Source organism: Curtobacterium sp. VKM Ac-2887 (assembly GCF_015350935.1).
Lineage (GTDB): Bacteria > Actinomycetota > Actinomycetes > Actinomycetales > Microbacteriaceae > Curtobacterium.
Genome location: NZ_JADKSB010000001.1, coordinates 264,449 through 279,090, shown reverse-complemented (window position 1 = coordinate 279,090; position 14,642 = coordinate 264,449). Strand labels below are relative to the sequence as shown.

Genomic DNA, 14,642 nt, shown 5'->3' with positions numbered 1-14,642 from the left:
GCCGTGGGCGCGTCGGTCGCCGCGGACGTCTGGGCGGGGATCGTCCAGGTCGCCACGCTCGTCCTGCTGCTCGTCGTCGCCTACCGGCCGCTCGGCGACTGGATGGCCCGTGTCTTCACGCCCGTCCGGCACAACCGGGTCGAGCGCGGGGTCTACCGGCTGATCGGGGTCGACCCGGACGCCGAGCAGTCGTGGCCCGTGTACCTGCGCGGCGTGCTGCTCTTCAGCGTCGTCGGCCTCCTGCTCGTCTACCTGCTGCAGCGCATCCAGGTCGTGCTGCCCGGCGACCTCGGGCTCCCTGCCGTCGGCCCGTCGCTCGCGTTCAACACCGCGGCGTCGTTCGTCGCGAACACGAACTGGCAGTCCTACTCGCCCGAGGTCACCGTCGGGTACAGCGTGCAGATGGCCGGCCTCGCGGTGCAGAACTTCCTGTCCGCAGCCGTCGGGCTCGCCGTCGCCGTGGCGCTGGTCCGCGGGTTCGCCCGGCGCAAGTCCGGCACGCTCGGCAACGTGTGGGTCGACGTCGTCCGCGGCGTCGGTCGGCTGCTGCTGCCCGGGGCGTTCGTCTTCGCGATCGTGCTCGTCGCCGGCGGCGTCATCCAGTCGTGGGGGAGCGGCACCGACGTCACCACGCTGGTCGGTGGCACGCAGCACCTGCCGGACGGGTTCGTGGCGTCGCAGGAGGCGATCAAGGAACTCGGCACGAACGGCGGTGGCTACTTCAACGCCAACTCGGCGCACCCGTTCGAGAACCCGCAGGCGTGGACGAACCTGGTCGAGGTCTTCCTGATGCTCGTCATCCCGTTCTCGCTGCCGCGCACCTTCGGCCGGATGGTCGGCGACGACCGCCAGGGCTACGCGATCCTCGCCGTGATGGGCGCGATCTTCCTCGTGTCCCTGTCGGTGATGTCGATCGCCGAGCTCAGCGGTGGGGGGCTCGCCACACACGCAGCCGGTGCCGCGATGGAGGGCAAGGAGACCCGGTTCGGGATCCTCGGCACCACCCTGTTCGGCACGACGTCGACCGCGACCTCGACCGGTGCGGTGAACGGCATGTTCGACAGCTTCACGCCGATCGGCGGGATGATGGCGATGCTCAACATGATGCTCGGCGAGGTCACCCCCGGCGGTGTCGGTTCCGGCCTGTACGGCATGCTCGTGCTCGCCGTCATCACGGTGTTCATCGGCGGGCTGCTCGTCGGCCGGACGCCGGAGTACCTCGGCAAGAAGATCCGCGCCAAGGAGATGACCTTCGCGGCGCTGTACATCCTGGTGACGCCGACCCTCGTGCTCCTCGCGACCGGACTCTCGCTCGTGATCCCCGGTGTCCGGGAACAGGTGCTCGGCACGTCGATCTTCAACCCCGGCAACCACGGTCTGTCCGAGCTGCTCTACGCCTTCACCTCGGGTGCGAACAACAACGGCTCGGCCTTCGGCGGGCTCACCGCGAACACCACGTGGATGAACTCCGCGCTCGGCGTCGTGATGCTGCTCGGGCGCTTCGTGCCGATGGTGTTCGTCCTGGCGCTCGCCGGGTCCCTCGCCGCCCAGGACCGCGTACCCGAGACCGCCGGCACGCTGCCCACCCACCGCCCGCTGTTCATCGGGCTGCTCGGCGGCGTCGCCGTCATCGTCACCGCACTCACCTACTTCCCGGTGCTCGCACTGGGCCCGCTCGCAGAAGGACTGTCATGACCGTGACCACCGAGCCGGAACCGCGCACCGCAGTGGAGCCGGCCACCCGCTCGTCCGCATTCGGACCCCGTCAACTGGTGGCGGGCCTCCCGGGAGCCCTGCGGAAACTCGATCCGCGACTGATGTGGCGGAACCCCGTCATGTTCATCGTCGAGGTCGGCGCAGCCCTGACGACGGCGGCCGCCGTCGTCGAGCCGTCCGCGTTCACCATCGCCATCGCGGTGTGGCTGTGGCTCACCGTCGTCTTCGCGAACCTGGCGGAGTCCGTCGCCGAGGGCCGTGGGAAAGCGCAGGCCGACACGCTGCGGAAGACCCGCTCGACCACGAGCGCCCGACGGGTGCTCGGCTACGACCCGGCCGACGCAGCGGCCGTCGGCAACGCGACCGAGGAGGTCGCGTCGGTCGACCTGGCCAAGGGTGATGTGGTGGTCGTCGTCGCCGGCGAGGTGATCCCCGGTGACGGTGACGTCATCGACGGCATCGCGTCCGTCGACGAGTCGGCCGTCACGGGGGAGTCCGCACCGGTCATCCGCGAGTCCGGCGGCGACCGCAGTGCCGTCACCGGCGGCACCCGGGTGCTGTCCGACCGGATCATCGTGCGCATCACCTCGACCCCTGGTGAGACCTTCATCGACCGGATGATCCGCCTCGTCGAGGGTGCAGCCCGGCAGAAGACGCCGAACGAGATCGCGCTGAACATCCTGCTCGCCTCGCTGTCGATCGTGTTCGTGATCGTCTGCCTGACGATGCAGCCCATCGCGGGACTCGTCGGTGCCACGGTCAGCGTCCCCGTCCTGATCGCCCTGCTCGTCTGCCTCATCCCGACCACCATCGGCGCCCTGCTCTCCGCGATCGGCATCGCCGGCATGGACCGGCTCGTGCAGCACAACGTGTTGGCGATGTCGGGCCGTGCGGTCGAGGCCGCCGGTGACATCACCACCCTGCTGCTCGACAAGACCGGCACGATCACGTACGGCAACCGTCGGGCGTCCCGCGTGGTGCCGGTGCCGGGTGTGAGCGAGGCCTCGCTGATGGCGGCAGCCGCGCTGTCGAGCGCGGCGGACTCGACGCCCGAAGGTCGCTCGATCGTGTCGCTCGCTGCCGAGGCCGGGGTCACGCCGGCCCTGCCGGACGGCGCCGTCGAGGTGCCGTTCACGGCGCAGACGCGCATGTCCGGTCTGGACCTGCCGGACGGGTCGCAGATCCGAAAGGGTGCCGCTGCGGCCGTACTGGCCTGGGCAGACACCCCCGACGCCGGTTTGGTTGCCGCGATCGACTCCACCGTCGCGGAGATCTCCGACCAGGGCGGCACCCCACTTGTCGTCGGCCGCCGCTCCTCGGACGGCGCGGTCGCCCTGCTCGGCGTCGTGCACCTGAAGGACGTCGTCAAGGACGGCATGGCGTCACGGTTCGCCGAGCTCCGGTCGATGGGCATCCGCACGGTGATGATCACCGGTGACAACCCCCGAACCGCGGCCGCGATCGCGCACGAGGCCGGCGTCGACGACTTCCTGGCCGAGGCCACCCCGGAGGACAAGCTCGCGTACATCAAGCGCGAGCAGGAGGGCGGCAACCTCGTCGCGATGACCGGGGACGGCACCAACGACGCCCCGGCCCTGGCGCAGGCGGACGTCGGCGTCGCGATGAACACCGGCACGACGGCGGCGAAGGAGGCGGGCAACATGGTCGACCTCGACTCCGACCCGACCAAGCTCATCGACGTCGTCCGCATCGGCAAGCAGTTGCTCATCACGCGCGGCGCCCTGACCACCTTCTCCATCGCCAACGACGTCGCGAAGTACTTCGCGATCATCCCGGCGATGTTCCAGGCGGCGTTCCCCGGGCTCGCAGCACTCAACGTCATGGGGCTGCACAGTCCGTCGTCAGCGATCCTGTCAGCGGTCATCTTCAACGCGCTCGTCATCGTGGCGCTCATCCCGCTGTCCCTGCGTGGCGTCAAGTACCGCGCGGCCGCAGCGTCGTCGATCCTCGGCCGGAACCTGCTCGTCTACGGGCTCGGCGGCGTGATCGTCCCCTTCATCGGCATCAAACTGATCGACCTCGTGGTCGGTCTCATCCCGGGGTTCTAGTCATGGCATCTGCACGTTCCACCGTCCGTTCCGCTGGTGTGGCCATCCGCCTCACCCTGCTCGCCACCGTCGTGCTCGGCGTCGGCTACCCGCTCGCCGTCTGGGGCGTCGGCCAGGGGGTGTTCCACGAGCAGGCCAACGGCTCGGAGGTCACCGATTCGTCCGGCGCCGTCGTGGGGTCCTCCCTCATCGGGCAGTCGTTCTCCGGCAAGCAGGCGGATCGCTGGTTCCAGTCGCGGCCCTCCGCAGCTGGCGAGGACGGCTACGACGCCGGGGCCTCGTCCGGCTCGAACCTCGGGCCGAACAACCCGGACCTGCTGAAGGCCGTCGAAGAGCGGCGTGCGGCACTGGCAGAGGCCGACGGGGTCTCGGAGGCGGACGTCCCCGCCGACGCGGTCACCGCCTCGGGTTCGGGCCTCGACCCGGACATCAGCCCCGAGTACGCGTCGCAGCAGGTCGCGCGCGTGGCAGCGGCGCGGGGCGTGTCCGAGGACACGGTGCGGCAGTTGGTCGCATCGCACACCGAGTCGCGTCAGCTCGGGTTCCTCGGCGAGCCCGTCGTGAACGTGCTGGCCCTGAACCTCGCGCTGGCGAAGGCATCCTCGTGATCGATCGCGCCCCGCGGTGGTCATCGCGCCCCGACTCACCGGGGCGCGATGACCACACAGGGGCGCGATCCCGCCCTGCGCCCGGCTTCGCACCCGCTGCGGAACTCGACGCGAGAGGATGAGCACGTGAAGCGCGGCAAGCTACGGGTCCTGCTCGGTGCCGCACCGGGCGTCGGCAAGACGTTCACCATGCTCGAGGAGGGCCGCCGGCTGCTCGACGAGGGCCGGGACGTCGTCGTCGCCGTGGTCGAGACGCACGAACGGGCCGCCACCGCTGCGCTCGTCGACGGCCTCGAGGTCGTGCCGCGCCGCACCGTGGACCACCGCGGTGTGGAGCTCGACGACCTGGACCTCGACGCGGTGCTCCGGCGAGCGCCCGAGGTCGCCCTCGTCGACGAACTCGCGCACACGAACGCTCCCGGCAGTCCGAACGAGAAGCGCTGGCAGGACGTCGAAGCGCTGCGGGCCGCCGGCATCGACGTCATCTCGACGGTCAACGTGCAGCACATGCAGTCCCTCGGTGACGTGGTCCGCGAGATCACGGGCACCGTGCAGCGCGAGACCGTCCCCGACGCCGTGGTGCGCGCGGCCGACCAGATCGAGGTCGTCGACCTGGCACCGGCCGCCTTGCGCGAGCGGCTCTCCGACGGGCTCGTGTACCCGGCTGCCCGGATCGATGCGGCCCTGTCGAACTACTTCCGGCTCGGGAACCTGACGGCGTTGCGCGAGATCGCGCTGCTCTGGCTGGCGGACGAGGTCGACGACGCGCTCAAGGCCTACCGCGCCGAGCACGGCATCGAGCACCGGTGGGAGACCCGGGAGCGCGTGCTGGTCGCCCTGACCGGCGGCCCCGAGGGCGAGACCCTCCTGCGCCGCGGTGCCCGCATCGCTGCCCGCAGTGCCGGGGGTGAACTCGCGGCCGTGCACGTGACGACGAACGACGGCCTGCGCGAGCGCCACCCGGGGGCGCTCGGTGCCCAACGCACCCTGCTCGAACAGCTCGGCGGGACGTACCACCAGGTGGTCGGCGACGACGTGCCGTCGACCCTCGTGCGGTTCGCGCGGTCGATCGACGCGACCCAGATCGTCATCGGCGTCAGCCGTCGCAGTCGGCTCGCCGCGGCCCTGACCGGCCCGGGCATCGGCAACACGGTGATCCGGGAGTCGGGCGACATCGACGTGCACGTCGTCACGCACGAGCGCGCCGGTGGTGGCTTCGCCCTGCCCAAGCTCGGCGGCAGTCTGTCCCGCGGACGGGTCCTCGCCGCGTTCGTGCTCTCGGTCCTGGTCGGGCCCCTGCTCACCTGGGTCCTGTCGATCGGCAGCGACCCCGACGCCATCACCGTGGACGTCCTGGCGTACCAGTTGCTGGTGCTCGTCGTGGCGCTCGTCGGCGGGATGTGGCCGGCGGTGTTCACGGCGGTGCTGTCCGGACTGAGCCTCGACTTCTTCTTCGTCCAACCCCTGCACATGGTCACGGTGCAGCAGCCGTGGCACCTCTTCGCCCTGGTCATGTACGTCATCAGTGCCGTACTCGTCAGCTTCGTGGTCGACCGGTCCGCCAGACGTTCGCGTGCTGCCCGTCGCGCCGCGGCGGAGTCGGGTCTGCTGATGGGGATCGCCGGCAGCGTCCTCCGCGGCGACGACGCCCTGCAGGCCCTGCTCGACCGCACCCGCGAGGCCTTCGGGTTCGCCGGTGTCCGGATCCGGCAGGGGAACGAGGAACCGGCCACGTCGGGGACGTTCGGCGAATCGCCGGACGCGTCCACGAGCCTCCCGTCCGGTGCCGTGCTCGAGTTCGCGGGCGCTCCGGACGACCCGACGCAGCGCCGGTTGCTGCGCGTCGTCGAGCAGCAGCTCGACGCCGCGGTCGAACACCGCTCGTTGACGCGCACCGCGCTGGACGCGGAGCGGATCGCGGCGGCTGACCGCGTCCGCAGCGCGATCCTCGCGGCCGTCGGCCACGACGTGCGTCGGCCGATCGCGGCCGCCTCGGCCGCCGTCCAGTCGTTGCGTGCGCTGGACGTCGACCTGTCCAGGGCCGACCGGGAGGCGCTGCTCGCGACCGCCGACGAGAGCCTCGGTCAGCTGGCGGTGCTGTTGGCAGACCTGTTGGACGTCAGTCGTGTGCAGGCGGGTGTGCTCGCGGTCGCGTCCGGGCCGCTGGCCCTCGACACGGTGGTCGCACCGGCGCTCGACGAGCTCGAGCTCGGGCCCGACGACGTCGACCTCGACCTGCCGGCGGACCTGCCGCCGGTCCTCGCCGACCCGGTCCTGCTGCAGCGGGTCGTCGTGAACCTGCTCGCGAACGCCGTCCGCTACGCACCCGACGGCACCCGCGTGCGCGTCGCGGCGAGCGCCTTCGGAGGCGGGGTCGAGCTCCGGATCGCCGACCACGGTCCGGGTATCCCGTCGGACCGGGTCGACGAGGTCTTCCAGCCGTTCCAACGGCTCGGCGACACCGACAACGAGACGGGCCTCGGACTCGGTCTCGCACTCGCGCGGGGCTTCACCGAGGGCATGGGCGGCACGATCGAGGTCGACGACACCCCGGGTGGTGGGCTCACCGTCGTGGTGCGGCTGCCGATCGCCGGGCACGTGGGAGTGGAGCTCCGGTGAAGGTCCTGATCGCGGACGACGACGCGCAACTCGTCCGAGCGCTCTCCGTCACGCTCGCCGCCCGCGGGTACGAGGTCGTGACGGCGAAGGACGGGCGCGCGGCGATCGACGCCGTCATCACCGAACGCCCCGACCTGGTGCTGCTCGACCTGGGCATGCCCCGGCTCGACGGCATCGGGGTGCTCGAGGGCATCCGGGGGTGGTCGCAGGTGCCGGTGCTCGTGCTGTCCGGACGGACCGACTCGTCCGACAAGGTCGACGCACTCGACGCCGGCGCGGACGACTACGTGACGAAGCCGTTCCAGATGGACGAGCTGCTGGCGCGGTTGCGGGCCCTCGGACGACGCCGTGCCCCGGCCGGCGTCGACAGCGCGCCGACGATCCGGATCGGCGACCTCGTCGTGGACCTCGTCGCGAAGCAGGTCACCCCGGCCAGCGGTCCCGCGATCCGACTGACCCCGACCGAGTGGCGCCTGCTCGAGGTGCTCGTCACGAACCCCGACCGGCTGATGACCCGCGAGATGCTCCTGACCGAGGTGTGGGGGCCCTCGCACGGCAACGACTCCGGGTACCTGCGGCTGTACATGGCGCAGCTGCGGCGGAAGCTCGAGCCCGACTCGGCGACCCCGCGGTACCTGGTCACCGAGTCCGGCATGGGCTACCGCTTCAGCCCCTCCGGGGTCACGCCCGGGAACTGAAGGCGGCGAGCTCGGCACGGGTGCGGGCGCCGTGCTTCCGGAGCAGGTTCGCCACGTGGTACTTCACGGTGTTGACGCTGATGCCCAGGCCCTCGGCGATCTCGCGGTTGCCGACACCCGTCGCGAGCAGCCGCAGCACGTCGCGCTCCCGCGGGGTGAGGTCGTCGTCCGCGACCGAGTCCACCTCGGTCGGCGACGGGTCGAGGGGCAGCGAGATGTCGAGGACCGAGCCCCAGTCCGGCGTGCTCGACACCTGGACGCGGCCGTCGAGGGTGACGACCCGTTCTGCGATCGGCCGCATGGCGTCGTCGTGCACGTCGAGGGTGCCGGACCCGTCGTCACGGAGCTGCATGAGCAGGTTCCGGCCGTCGCAGTCCCACTGGATGCGGACCCGCTTGGCCGCACCACCGTCGACCAGGGCGAGCACGGCGGTCCGGACGATGGCGCGGGCCGCGTGCGCGACGTCGCCCGGCAGTGCGCGGCCGGTGGTCGGCGGCTCGACGAACTGCACGTCGAGGTCGCCGAACCGGACGAGCGGGCGCAGGTCGGCTCGGAGGCGCGAGAACGCCCCGGTGACCGGCTCCAGCAGGGTGCTGCGCTGGTGGTCGGTCTCGGTGCGCAGGTCGACGAGTGCTGCCGACGCGATCTCGACGGCCTCGGCCCGCGCGGCGGCGTCCGACACCCGTGGTGACCGGAGCACGGCGAGCACGGACTCGAGGGTGAGCGCCTGACGGTCCGCCTGCTCGGCGACGGTCCGGGCGTGCTCCGAGGCGGCGAGCCGACTGGCGGGCTCGCCACGGGCCTCCCGGTCGGGTGCGATGGCGTCCATGGGAGCCGAACCTACCTGTCCCACCCGTGCGGACGGGGCCACCCGATCGGGTGGGATGCCTGCCGACGCGGGTAGCGGTGCGGCGGGCCGCGCGACGGCATGCTCGTGGACATGGCAGAACCCACCGTCCCCGCAGCGTTCGACGTGATCGTGCGCGAGGTCACCGACCTCGCCGCGAACGTCGACGACGCGTCGGCCGAGCGCGCCCTCGACCTGATCGACCGCTCCCACCGTGTCTTCGTGCACGGTGCCGGCCGTTCCGGACTCGCGCTGCGCATGACCGCGATGCGGCTCATGCACCTCGGTCGCGACGTCCACGTCGTCGGCGAGGTCACCACGCCCGCGATCCGGCCCGGGGACGTGCTCCTCGTCGCGAGCGGTTCCGGCACGACCACCGGCATCGTGCAGGCCGCCCGCACCGCGCACGACGTCGGCGCGTCCGTCGTCGCCCTGTCGACCACCGACGACTCCCCGTTGTCCGAGGTCGCGGACGTCACCCTCGTGCTGCCGGCAGCGACGAAGACCGACCGCTCCGGCACGGCCTCGGCGCAGTACGCCGGCAGCCTCTTCGAGCAGGCCGTCGCCCTGGTCGGCGACGCCCTGTTCCACACGCTCTGGTCCCGCGGCGGGCAATCCGCCGACGACCTCTGGCCCCGACACGCAAACCTCGAATGAAAGGCATCCACATGCAGCTCCAGTTCGCCATGGACACCCTGACCACCGAAGCCGCCCTCGAACTCGCCGCCGCGGCCGCGCCGCACGTCGACGTCCTCGAGCTCGGAACGCCCCTGATCAAGAGCGCCGGCCTGTCCGCCGTCACCGCGATCAAGGAAGCCCACCCGGACAAGATCGTCTTCGCCGACCTCAAGACGATGGACGCCGGCGAGCTCGAGGCCGACATCGCGTTCTCGGCCGGAGCCGACCTGGTCACCGTCCTCGGTGTCGCCGGTGACTCGACCATCGTCGGCGCCGTCAAGGCCGCGAAGAAGCACGGCAAGGGCATCGTCGTCGACCTGATCGGCGTCTCCGACAAGGCCGCCCGTGCCCGCGAGGTCGTCGCGCTCGGCGCCGAGTTCGTCGAGGTCCACGCCGGGCTCGACGAGCAGGCGGAAGAGGGCTTCACGTTCTCGACACTGCTCGACGCCGGCAAGGAGTCGGGTGTGCCGTTCTCGATCGCCGGCGGCGTGAACGCGTCCTCCGTCGCCTCGGTGCAGGAGGCCGGTGCCCGGATCGCCGTCGCCGGCAGCGCGATCTACAGCGCGTCGGACGTCGGCGCAGCAGCCGCCGAGATCCGCGCCGCGATCACGGCGTAGCGCCCGCGGCGCCCGCGGCGCGATGGTGAGCAGAAATGGTCGAGTGCGCATCCCGCACCCGACCATTTCTGCTCACCGAGGGACCTCCGCCGGTACCGTCGAGGCGTGACGATCGAGCTGCGCCGGGTGACCGCGGACGATTGGCGCGTCTGGCGACCCGTCCGGCTGCGAGCGCTCGCCGACTCCCCGCACGCGTTCGGCTCGACGCTGCAGGACTGGGCGGACGCCCCCGAGCACCGCTGGCGGACACGCCTGTCGATCCCCGGTGCGCTCGACCTGCTGGCGGTCGCCGCCGAGGGCGACGTCGTCGGGATGGCCAGCGGCGTCCCGGGTACCGACGCCGGTGCGCCAGCCGAACTCATCTCGATGTGGGTCGACCCCGCAGCCCGGGGCCGAGGCGTCGCACGTGCCCTGATCGAGGCGATCGCGGAGTGGGCAGCGGCCTCCGGTGGCAGGGCGCTCGAACTCTCCGTGATGCCCGACAACACCGTCGCCCGGCACACCTACGAACGCGCCGGGTTCACCGCACTCGACGAACCGGGCGATCCCCTGCCCGACGGTCGGAACGAGGTGCTGATGCGTCGTACGGTGGTCGCATGAACCGAGTACTGCGGTGGACCGCGTGGATCGTCGCCGTGCTGCTGGTGGTCGTGGTGGTGTTCCTCGTCTGGGCGCACATCGTCATGCAGGGCACCCGGAGCGCTGCGCTGCAGGTCTGGCGCGACGACCGTGTGTCGGTCCAGGACGCCGGTGACTCCGTGGTGATGACGCCCACGGGGCAGGCCGACGGCAAGGGCATCGTGTTCATCCCGGGTGCGAAGGTCGATCCGTACGCGTACATGGCGACCTTCCGGCAGGTGGTCGCGAACGGCACGACGGTCGTCATCACGAAGCCGACGCTCAACCTCGCGTTCTTCGACACCCGGCCGCTCTCGACCTTCGAGGCGCACGCGCCGGACGTCGCGACCTGGGCGGTCGGCGGGCACTCGCTGGGCGGGGTCCGTGCCTGCCAGCTCGCGCAGGACGCGGACGGCCTGCTGCTGCTCGGCAGCTACTGCGCGAACGACATCAGCAGCTCGTACATCGACGTGCTGAGCGTCTCGGGCTCGCGTGACGGGCTCTCGACCCCCGACAAGGTCGACGCGGCCCGGCACCTGTTGCCGTCGACCGCGACGATGACCGAGGTCCAGGGTTCGAACCACGCCGACTTCGGCGCCTACGGGGACCAGCCGGGCGACCGCACGGCGACCATCAGCCGCGAGGCCGCCCGCGAGCAGATCTCCTCGGCGATCGAGGAATGGGCGCGCGACCTGCCGCCGGCCCCTGGCCTGCGCTGACGGCGCGGTCTGAACACGCGTGCTGGAGCGGTCCTAGACTCGACGAGAGCAACGTCCACGAACCCCGTTCCCTGAAGGGCTGCAGATGACGACGCCGACCCGGCGCACACCCGCGCGACTCGCGGACACGCGAGCGCTCCTGTTCGACCTGGACGGTGTCCTCACCCCCACCGCCAACGTGCACATGCGCGCCTGGAGCCGGCTCTTCACGCCGTACCTCGAAGCGCACGGGGTCGCGCCGTACACACAGGCCGACTACTTCGCGTACATCGACGGCAAGCCGCGGTACGACGGCGTGCGGTCGCTCCTCGAGTCGCGGGGGATCGACCTGCCGCAGGGCACCCCGGACGACGGCCCGGACGACGACACCGTGTGCGGTCTCGGCAACCGGAAGAACGCCGAGTTCACCGCCGAGCTGGACGAACACGGCGTCGAGCCGTACCCCGGCTCGCTCCGGTTCCTCACCGCCGCGATCGACGCCGGCTTCCACGTCGCGGTCGTCTCGAGCTCCGCGAACGCCGTCTCGGTGCTGCGGACCGCCGGCATCCTCGACCGGTTCACGGTCGTGGTCGACGGGCTCGTCGCCCGTCAGGACGGCCTGGCCGGCAAGCCCGCCCCCGACACCTACCTGGACGCGGCCGGGCGCTTCGGACTGACCGCCGCCGAGTGCGTCGTGGTCGAGGACGCCACCAGTGGTGTCGAAGCCGGCCGGAACGGGGCCTTCGGGCTCGTCGTCGGGGTCGACCGCGGAGCGGGCGCCGACGCGCTGCGTGAACACGGCGCCGACGTCGTCGTGACGGACCTCGCCGACCTGGTCGCGGACCTTCCCCACGCGACCACCAGCACGACGTAGCCAGCGCGCCGGAGGCGAGCCGCGCCTCCCGGTCGAACCGACGTCCCCACGCCACCCTCCCTTCCCACGGAGCACCATGAACCCCATCACCTCGGACCCGCTCGACCGCGTCCGGTACCCGATCGACGAGTGGGCACTCGTCGAGACCGAGTACACCCCCGACCAGCAGGGCGTCGCCGAGACGAACTTCGCCGTCGGTAACGGGTACCTCGGCCTGCGCGGCAACCTCGACGAGGGCCGCGGCGGTGTGCAGTACGGCACGTACATCAACGGGTTCCACGAGACCTGGCCGATCCGGCACGCCGAAGACGCCTTCGGGTTCGCCAAGACCGGCCAGACGATCATCAACGCGCCCGACGCCAAGGTGATCCGGCTCTACGTCGACGACGAACCCCTCGTGCTGGCCGAGGCGGACATCCTCCACCACACGCGGCGCCTCGAGTTCCGCGGCGGCTACCTGTTCCGCGAGACCGAGTGGTCGACGCCGTCCGGCAAGCGCGTGCTGATCCGGTCCCGCCGCCTGGTGTCGTTCACCGATCGGCACCTCGCCGTCATCGACTACGAGGTCACCGTGCTCGACGCGGACGCCTCGATCCTGCTGTCCAGCCAGATCCTGAACCGCCAGGACGTGCAGGACGAGTACCACGCGGGGATGCGCGCAGCCGCGAACGCCTTCGACCCGCGCAAGGCCGAGGCCTTCACCGACCGGGTGCTCGAACCGAAGCTCAAGCGCAGCACCGGCGCCCGTTCCCTGCTCGGGTACCAGGCGTCGAGCTCCGGCATGACGATCTGCGTCGGTGTGGAGCACCACCTCGAGACCGAGAACAGCTGGGACGAGTCGTCGTCGATCGACGACGACCTGGCGAAGCACGTCTACCGCGTCCAGGCGCGTGCCGGGCAGCCGATCCGACTCGTCAAGCACGTGGTGTACCACACCTCCCGCGGTGTCCCGGTGCGCGAACTCGCCGACCGCTGCGACCGCACGCTCGACCGGGCGCACGCCGAGAACATCGACGAGACGTTCGAGAAGCAGCGCGTCTGGCTCGACGACTACTGGGCCCGGAGCGACGTCGAGATCGCCGGGCAGCCGGAGATCCAGCAGGCCGTCCGGTGGAACCTGTTCATGCTCGCGCAGGCCACGGCCCGCACCGACGGGCACGGCATCGCCGCCAAGGGCGTCACCGGCTCCGGCTACGGCGGGCACTACTTCTGGGACATGGAGATCTACGTCCTGCCGTTCCTGTCGTACACGGCGCCGATCGTCGCCCGGAACGCGCTGCGGTTCCGCTACAACATGCTCGACGCCGCACGCTCGCGGGCACGCGAGCTGAACCAGCGGGGTGCCCTGTTCCCGTGGCGCACGATCAACGGCGAGGAGTCGAGCGCGTACTACGCCGCCGGCACCGCGCAGTACCACATCGACGCCGACATCGCCCATGCCCTGATGCAGTACGTGCGGGCGTCCGGTGACACCGAGTTCCTGAAGCGCGGGGCGATCGACGTGCTCGTCGAGACCGCCCGGCTGTGGGCCGACCTCGGCTTCTGGCGCTCCAACGGCGACAAGAAGTTCCACATCGACGGCGTCACCGGGCCCGACGAGTACACGACCGTCGTCGACGACAACCTCTACACGAACGTCATGGCGCGGGCGAACCTGTGGTTCGCGGTGAACGCGTGCCGCGAACTCGCGGCCGACGACGTCGAAGAGTACGACCGGATGGTCCGGCGCACCGGTCTGCGCCCCGACGAGCTCGTCGAGTGGGAGCACGCCGCCGAGTCGATGGAGATCCCCTTCGACCCGCACCGTGGCATCCACCCGCAGGACGCCCAGTTCCTCGACAAGGAACTCTGGGACCTCGAGAACACCCCCGAGTCCAAGCGTCCACTGCTGCTCCACTACCACCCGCTGGTCATCTACCGGTTCCAGGTGCTCAAGCAGGCTGATGTCGTGCTCGCGCTGTTCCTGCAGGGGCACGAGTTCACCGCGGCCGAGAAGCGCCGCGACTTCGACTACTACGACGCGCTCACCACGGGCGACTCGACGCTGTCGGCGGTCGTGCAGTCGATCATGGCGGCCGAGGTCGGGTACCACGACCTCGCCGACCAGTACTTCCAGACGGCGCTTTACGTCGACCTGGCCGACCTGCACGGCAACACCTCGGACGGCGTGCACATCGCGTCGACCGGGGGCATCTGGGGTGCGCTCGTCAACGGGTTCGGCGGCATGCGCGACCACGGTGGCCGGATGACGTTCAACCCGCGACTGCCGCGGCACTGGGACTCGTTGACCTACCGTCTGACCGTGCGCGGGTCGCGGGTCCGGGTCGACCTCGGGCAGGACGCCATGACCTTCACGGTCGAGACGGGTTCGGGCTTCACCGCCTGGGTGCACAACCAGCAGTGGGACATCGAGGCCGGCGAGCCGACCGTCGTGCCGTTGCCGCACCAGGGGCCGCGGATGTCCGGGCACGCACCGACCACGAGCGACATCCAGGGCACGCTCCGCGCCGACGGCTCCGTGATCACGGCGTCGATCCCGACGATCTCGCTCCAGCGCGACTTCGACGTGGACGAGACGACCGCGTAGGGCGTCACGCCGG

The 14,642-nt window shown here is 71.1% G+C and carries 12 protein-coding genes; 11 read left to right on the top strand and 1 reads right to left on the bottom strand.

Annotation, left to right across the window (positions count from 1 at the left end):
- The first annotated feature begins 3 nt into the window (after window positions 1-3).
- The 5 genes from kdpA to ITJ69_RS01325 all read left to right on the top strand — a co-directional run bounded on the left by kdpA (window position 4) and on the right by ITJ69_RS01325 (window position 7,710).
- Entirely contained in the window at window positions 4-1,695 is a 1,692-nt protein-coding gene (gene kdpA, locus ITJ69_RS01345) for a potassium-transporting ATPase subunit KdpA (protein ID WP_194671763.1), read from the top strand.
- On the top strand, window positions 1,692-3,785 hold the full coding sequence (kdpB, locus tag ITJ69_RS01340) for a potassium-transporting ATPase subunit KdpB (RefSeq protein WP_194671762.1): 2,094 nt from the start codon (window positions 1,692-1,694) through the stop codon (window positions 3,783-3,785). Before kdpA ends, kdpB begins: the two co-directional genes overlap by 4 nt.
- A gap of 2 nt (window positions 3,786-3,787) precedes the next feature.
- A complete protein-coding gene (gene kdpC, locus ITJ69_RS01335) occupies window positions 3,788-4,393 on the top strand; it encodes a potassium-transporting ATPase subunit KdpC (RefSeq protein ID WP_194671761.1) in 606 nt (201 codons plus the stop codon).
- Between the two features lie 126 nt (window positions 4,394-4,519).
- A complete protein-coding gene (locus tag ITJ69_RS01330; protein WP_123937010.1) occupies window positions 4,520-7,012 on the top strand; it encodes an ATP-binding protein in 2,493 nt (830 codons plus the stop codon).
- A complete protein-coding gene (locus tag ITJ69_RS01325; RefSeq protein WP_123937009.1) occupies window positions 7,009-7,710 on the top strand; it encodes a response regulator in 702 nt (233 codons plus the stop codon). Before ITJ69_RS01330 ends, ITJ69_RS01325 begins: the two co-directional genes overlap by 4 nt.
- Here ITJ69_RS01325 and ITJ69_RS01320 read toward each other — a convergent pair.
- On the bottom strand, window positions 7,694-8,539 hold the full coding sequence (locus ITJ69_RS01320) for a helix-turn-helix transcriptional regulator (protein WP_111083538.1): 846 nt from the start codon (window positions 8,537-8,539) through the stop codon (window positions 7,694-7,696). The two genes, ITJ69_RS01325 and ITJ69_RS01320, sit on opposite strands and share 17 nt — an antisense overlap.
- Before the next feature lie 111 nt (window positions 8,540-8,650).
- Here ITJ69_RS01320 and hxlB point away from each other — a divergent pair, with 111 nt between their 5' ends.
- The 6 genes from hxlB (at window position 8,651) to ITJ69_RS01290 (ending at window position 14,629) form a co-directional block, all read left to right on the top strand.
- A complete protein-coding gene (hxlB, locus tag ITJ69_RS01315) occupies window positions 8,651-9,214 on the top strand; it encodes a 6-phospho-3-hexuloisomerase (RefSeq protein WP_123339553.1) in 564 nt (187 codons plus the stop codon).
- An 11-nt stretch (window positions 9,215-9,225) separates the two neighbouring features.
- The gene (hxlA, locus tag ITJ69_RS01310) at window positions 9,226-9,852 is read left to right on the top strand and encodes a 3-hexulose-6-phosphate synthase (RefSeq protein ID WP_111083537.1); all 627 of its coding nucleotides are present in this window, start codon (window positions 9,226-9,228) and stop codon (window positions 9,850-9,852) included.
- Between the two features lie 105 nt (window positions 9,853-9,957).
- Window positions 9,958-10,452, top strand: coding sequence for a GNAT family N-acetyltransferase (locus ITJ69_RS01305; RefSeq protein WP_194671760.1), 495 nt, complete (start codon window positions 9,958-9,960; stop codon window positions 10,450-10,452).
- Window positions 10,449-11,189, top strand: coding sequence for an alpha/beta hydrolase (locus tag ITJ69_RS01300; RefSeq protein ID WP_123339425.1), 741 nt, complete (start codon window positions 10,449-10,451; stop codon window positions 11,187-11,189). Before ITJ69_RS01305 ends, ITJ69_RS01300 begins: the two co-directional genes overlap by 4 nt.
- Before the next feature lie 85 nt (window positions 11,190-11,274).
- Window positions 11,275-12,042, top strand: a complete 768-nt coding sequence (locus tag ITJ69_RS01295; RefSeq protein WP_194671759.1) for an HAD family hydrolase — start codon at window positions 11,275-11,277, stop codon at window positions 12,040-12,042.
- 76 nt (window positions 12,043-12,118) lie between these two features.
- Window positions 12,119-14,629 carry a glycoside hydrolase family 65 protein gene (locus ITJ69_RS01290; RefSeq protein WP_123293055.1) on the top strand — a complete coding sequence of 837 codons (2,511 nt, stop codon included), beginning with the start codon at window positions 12,119-12,121 and terminating at the stop codon, window positions 14,627-14,629.
- Window positions 14,630-14,642: the final 13 nt, after the last annotated feature.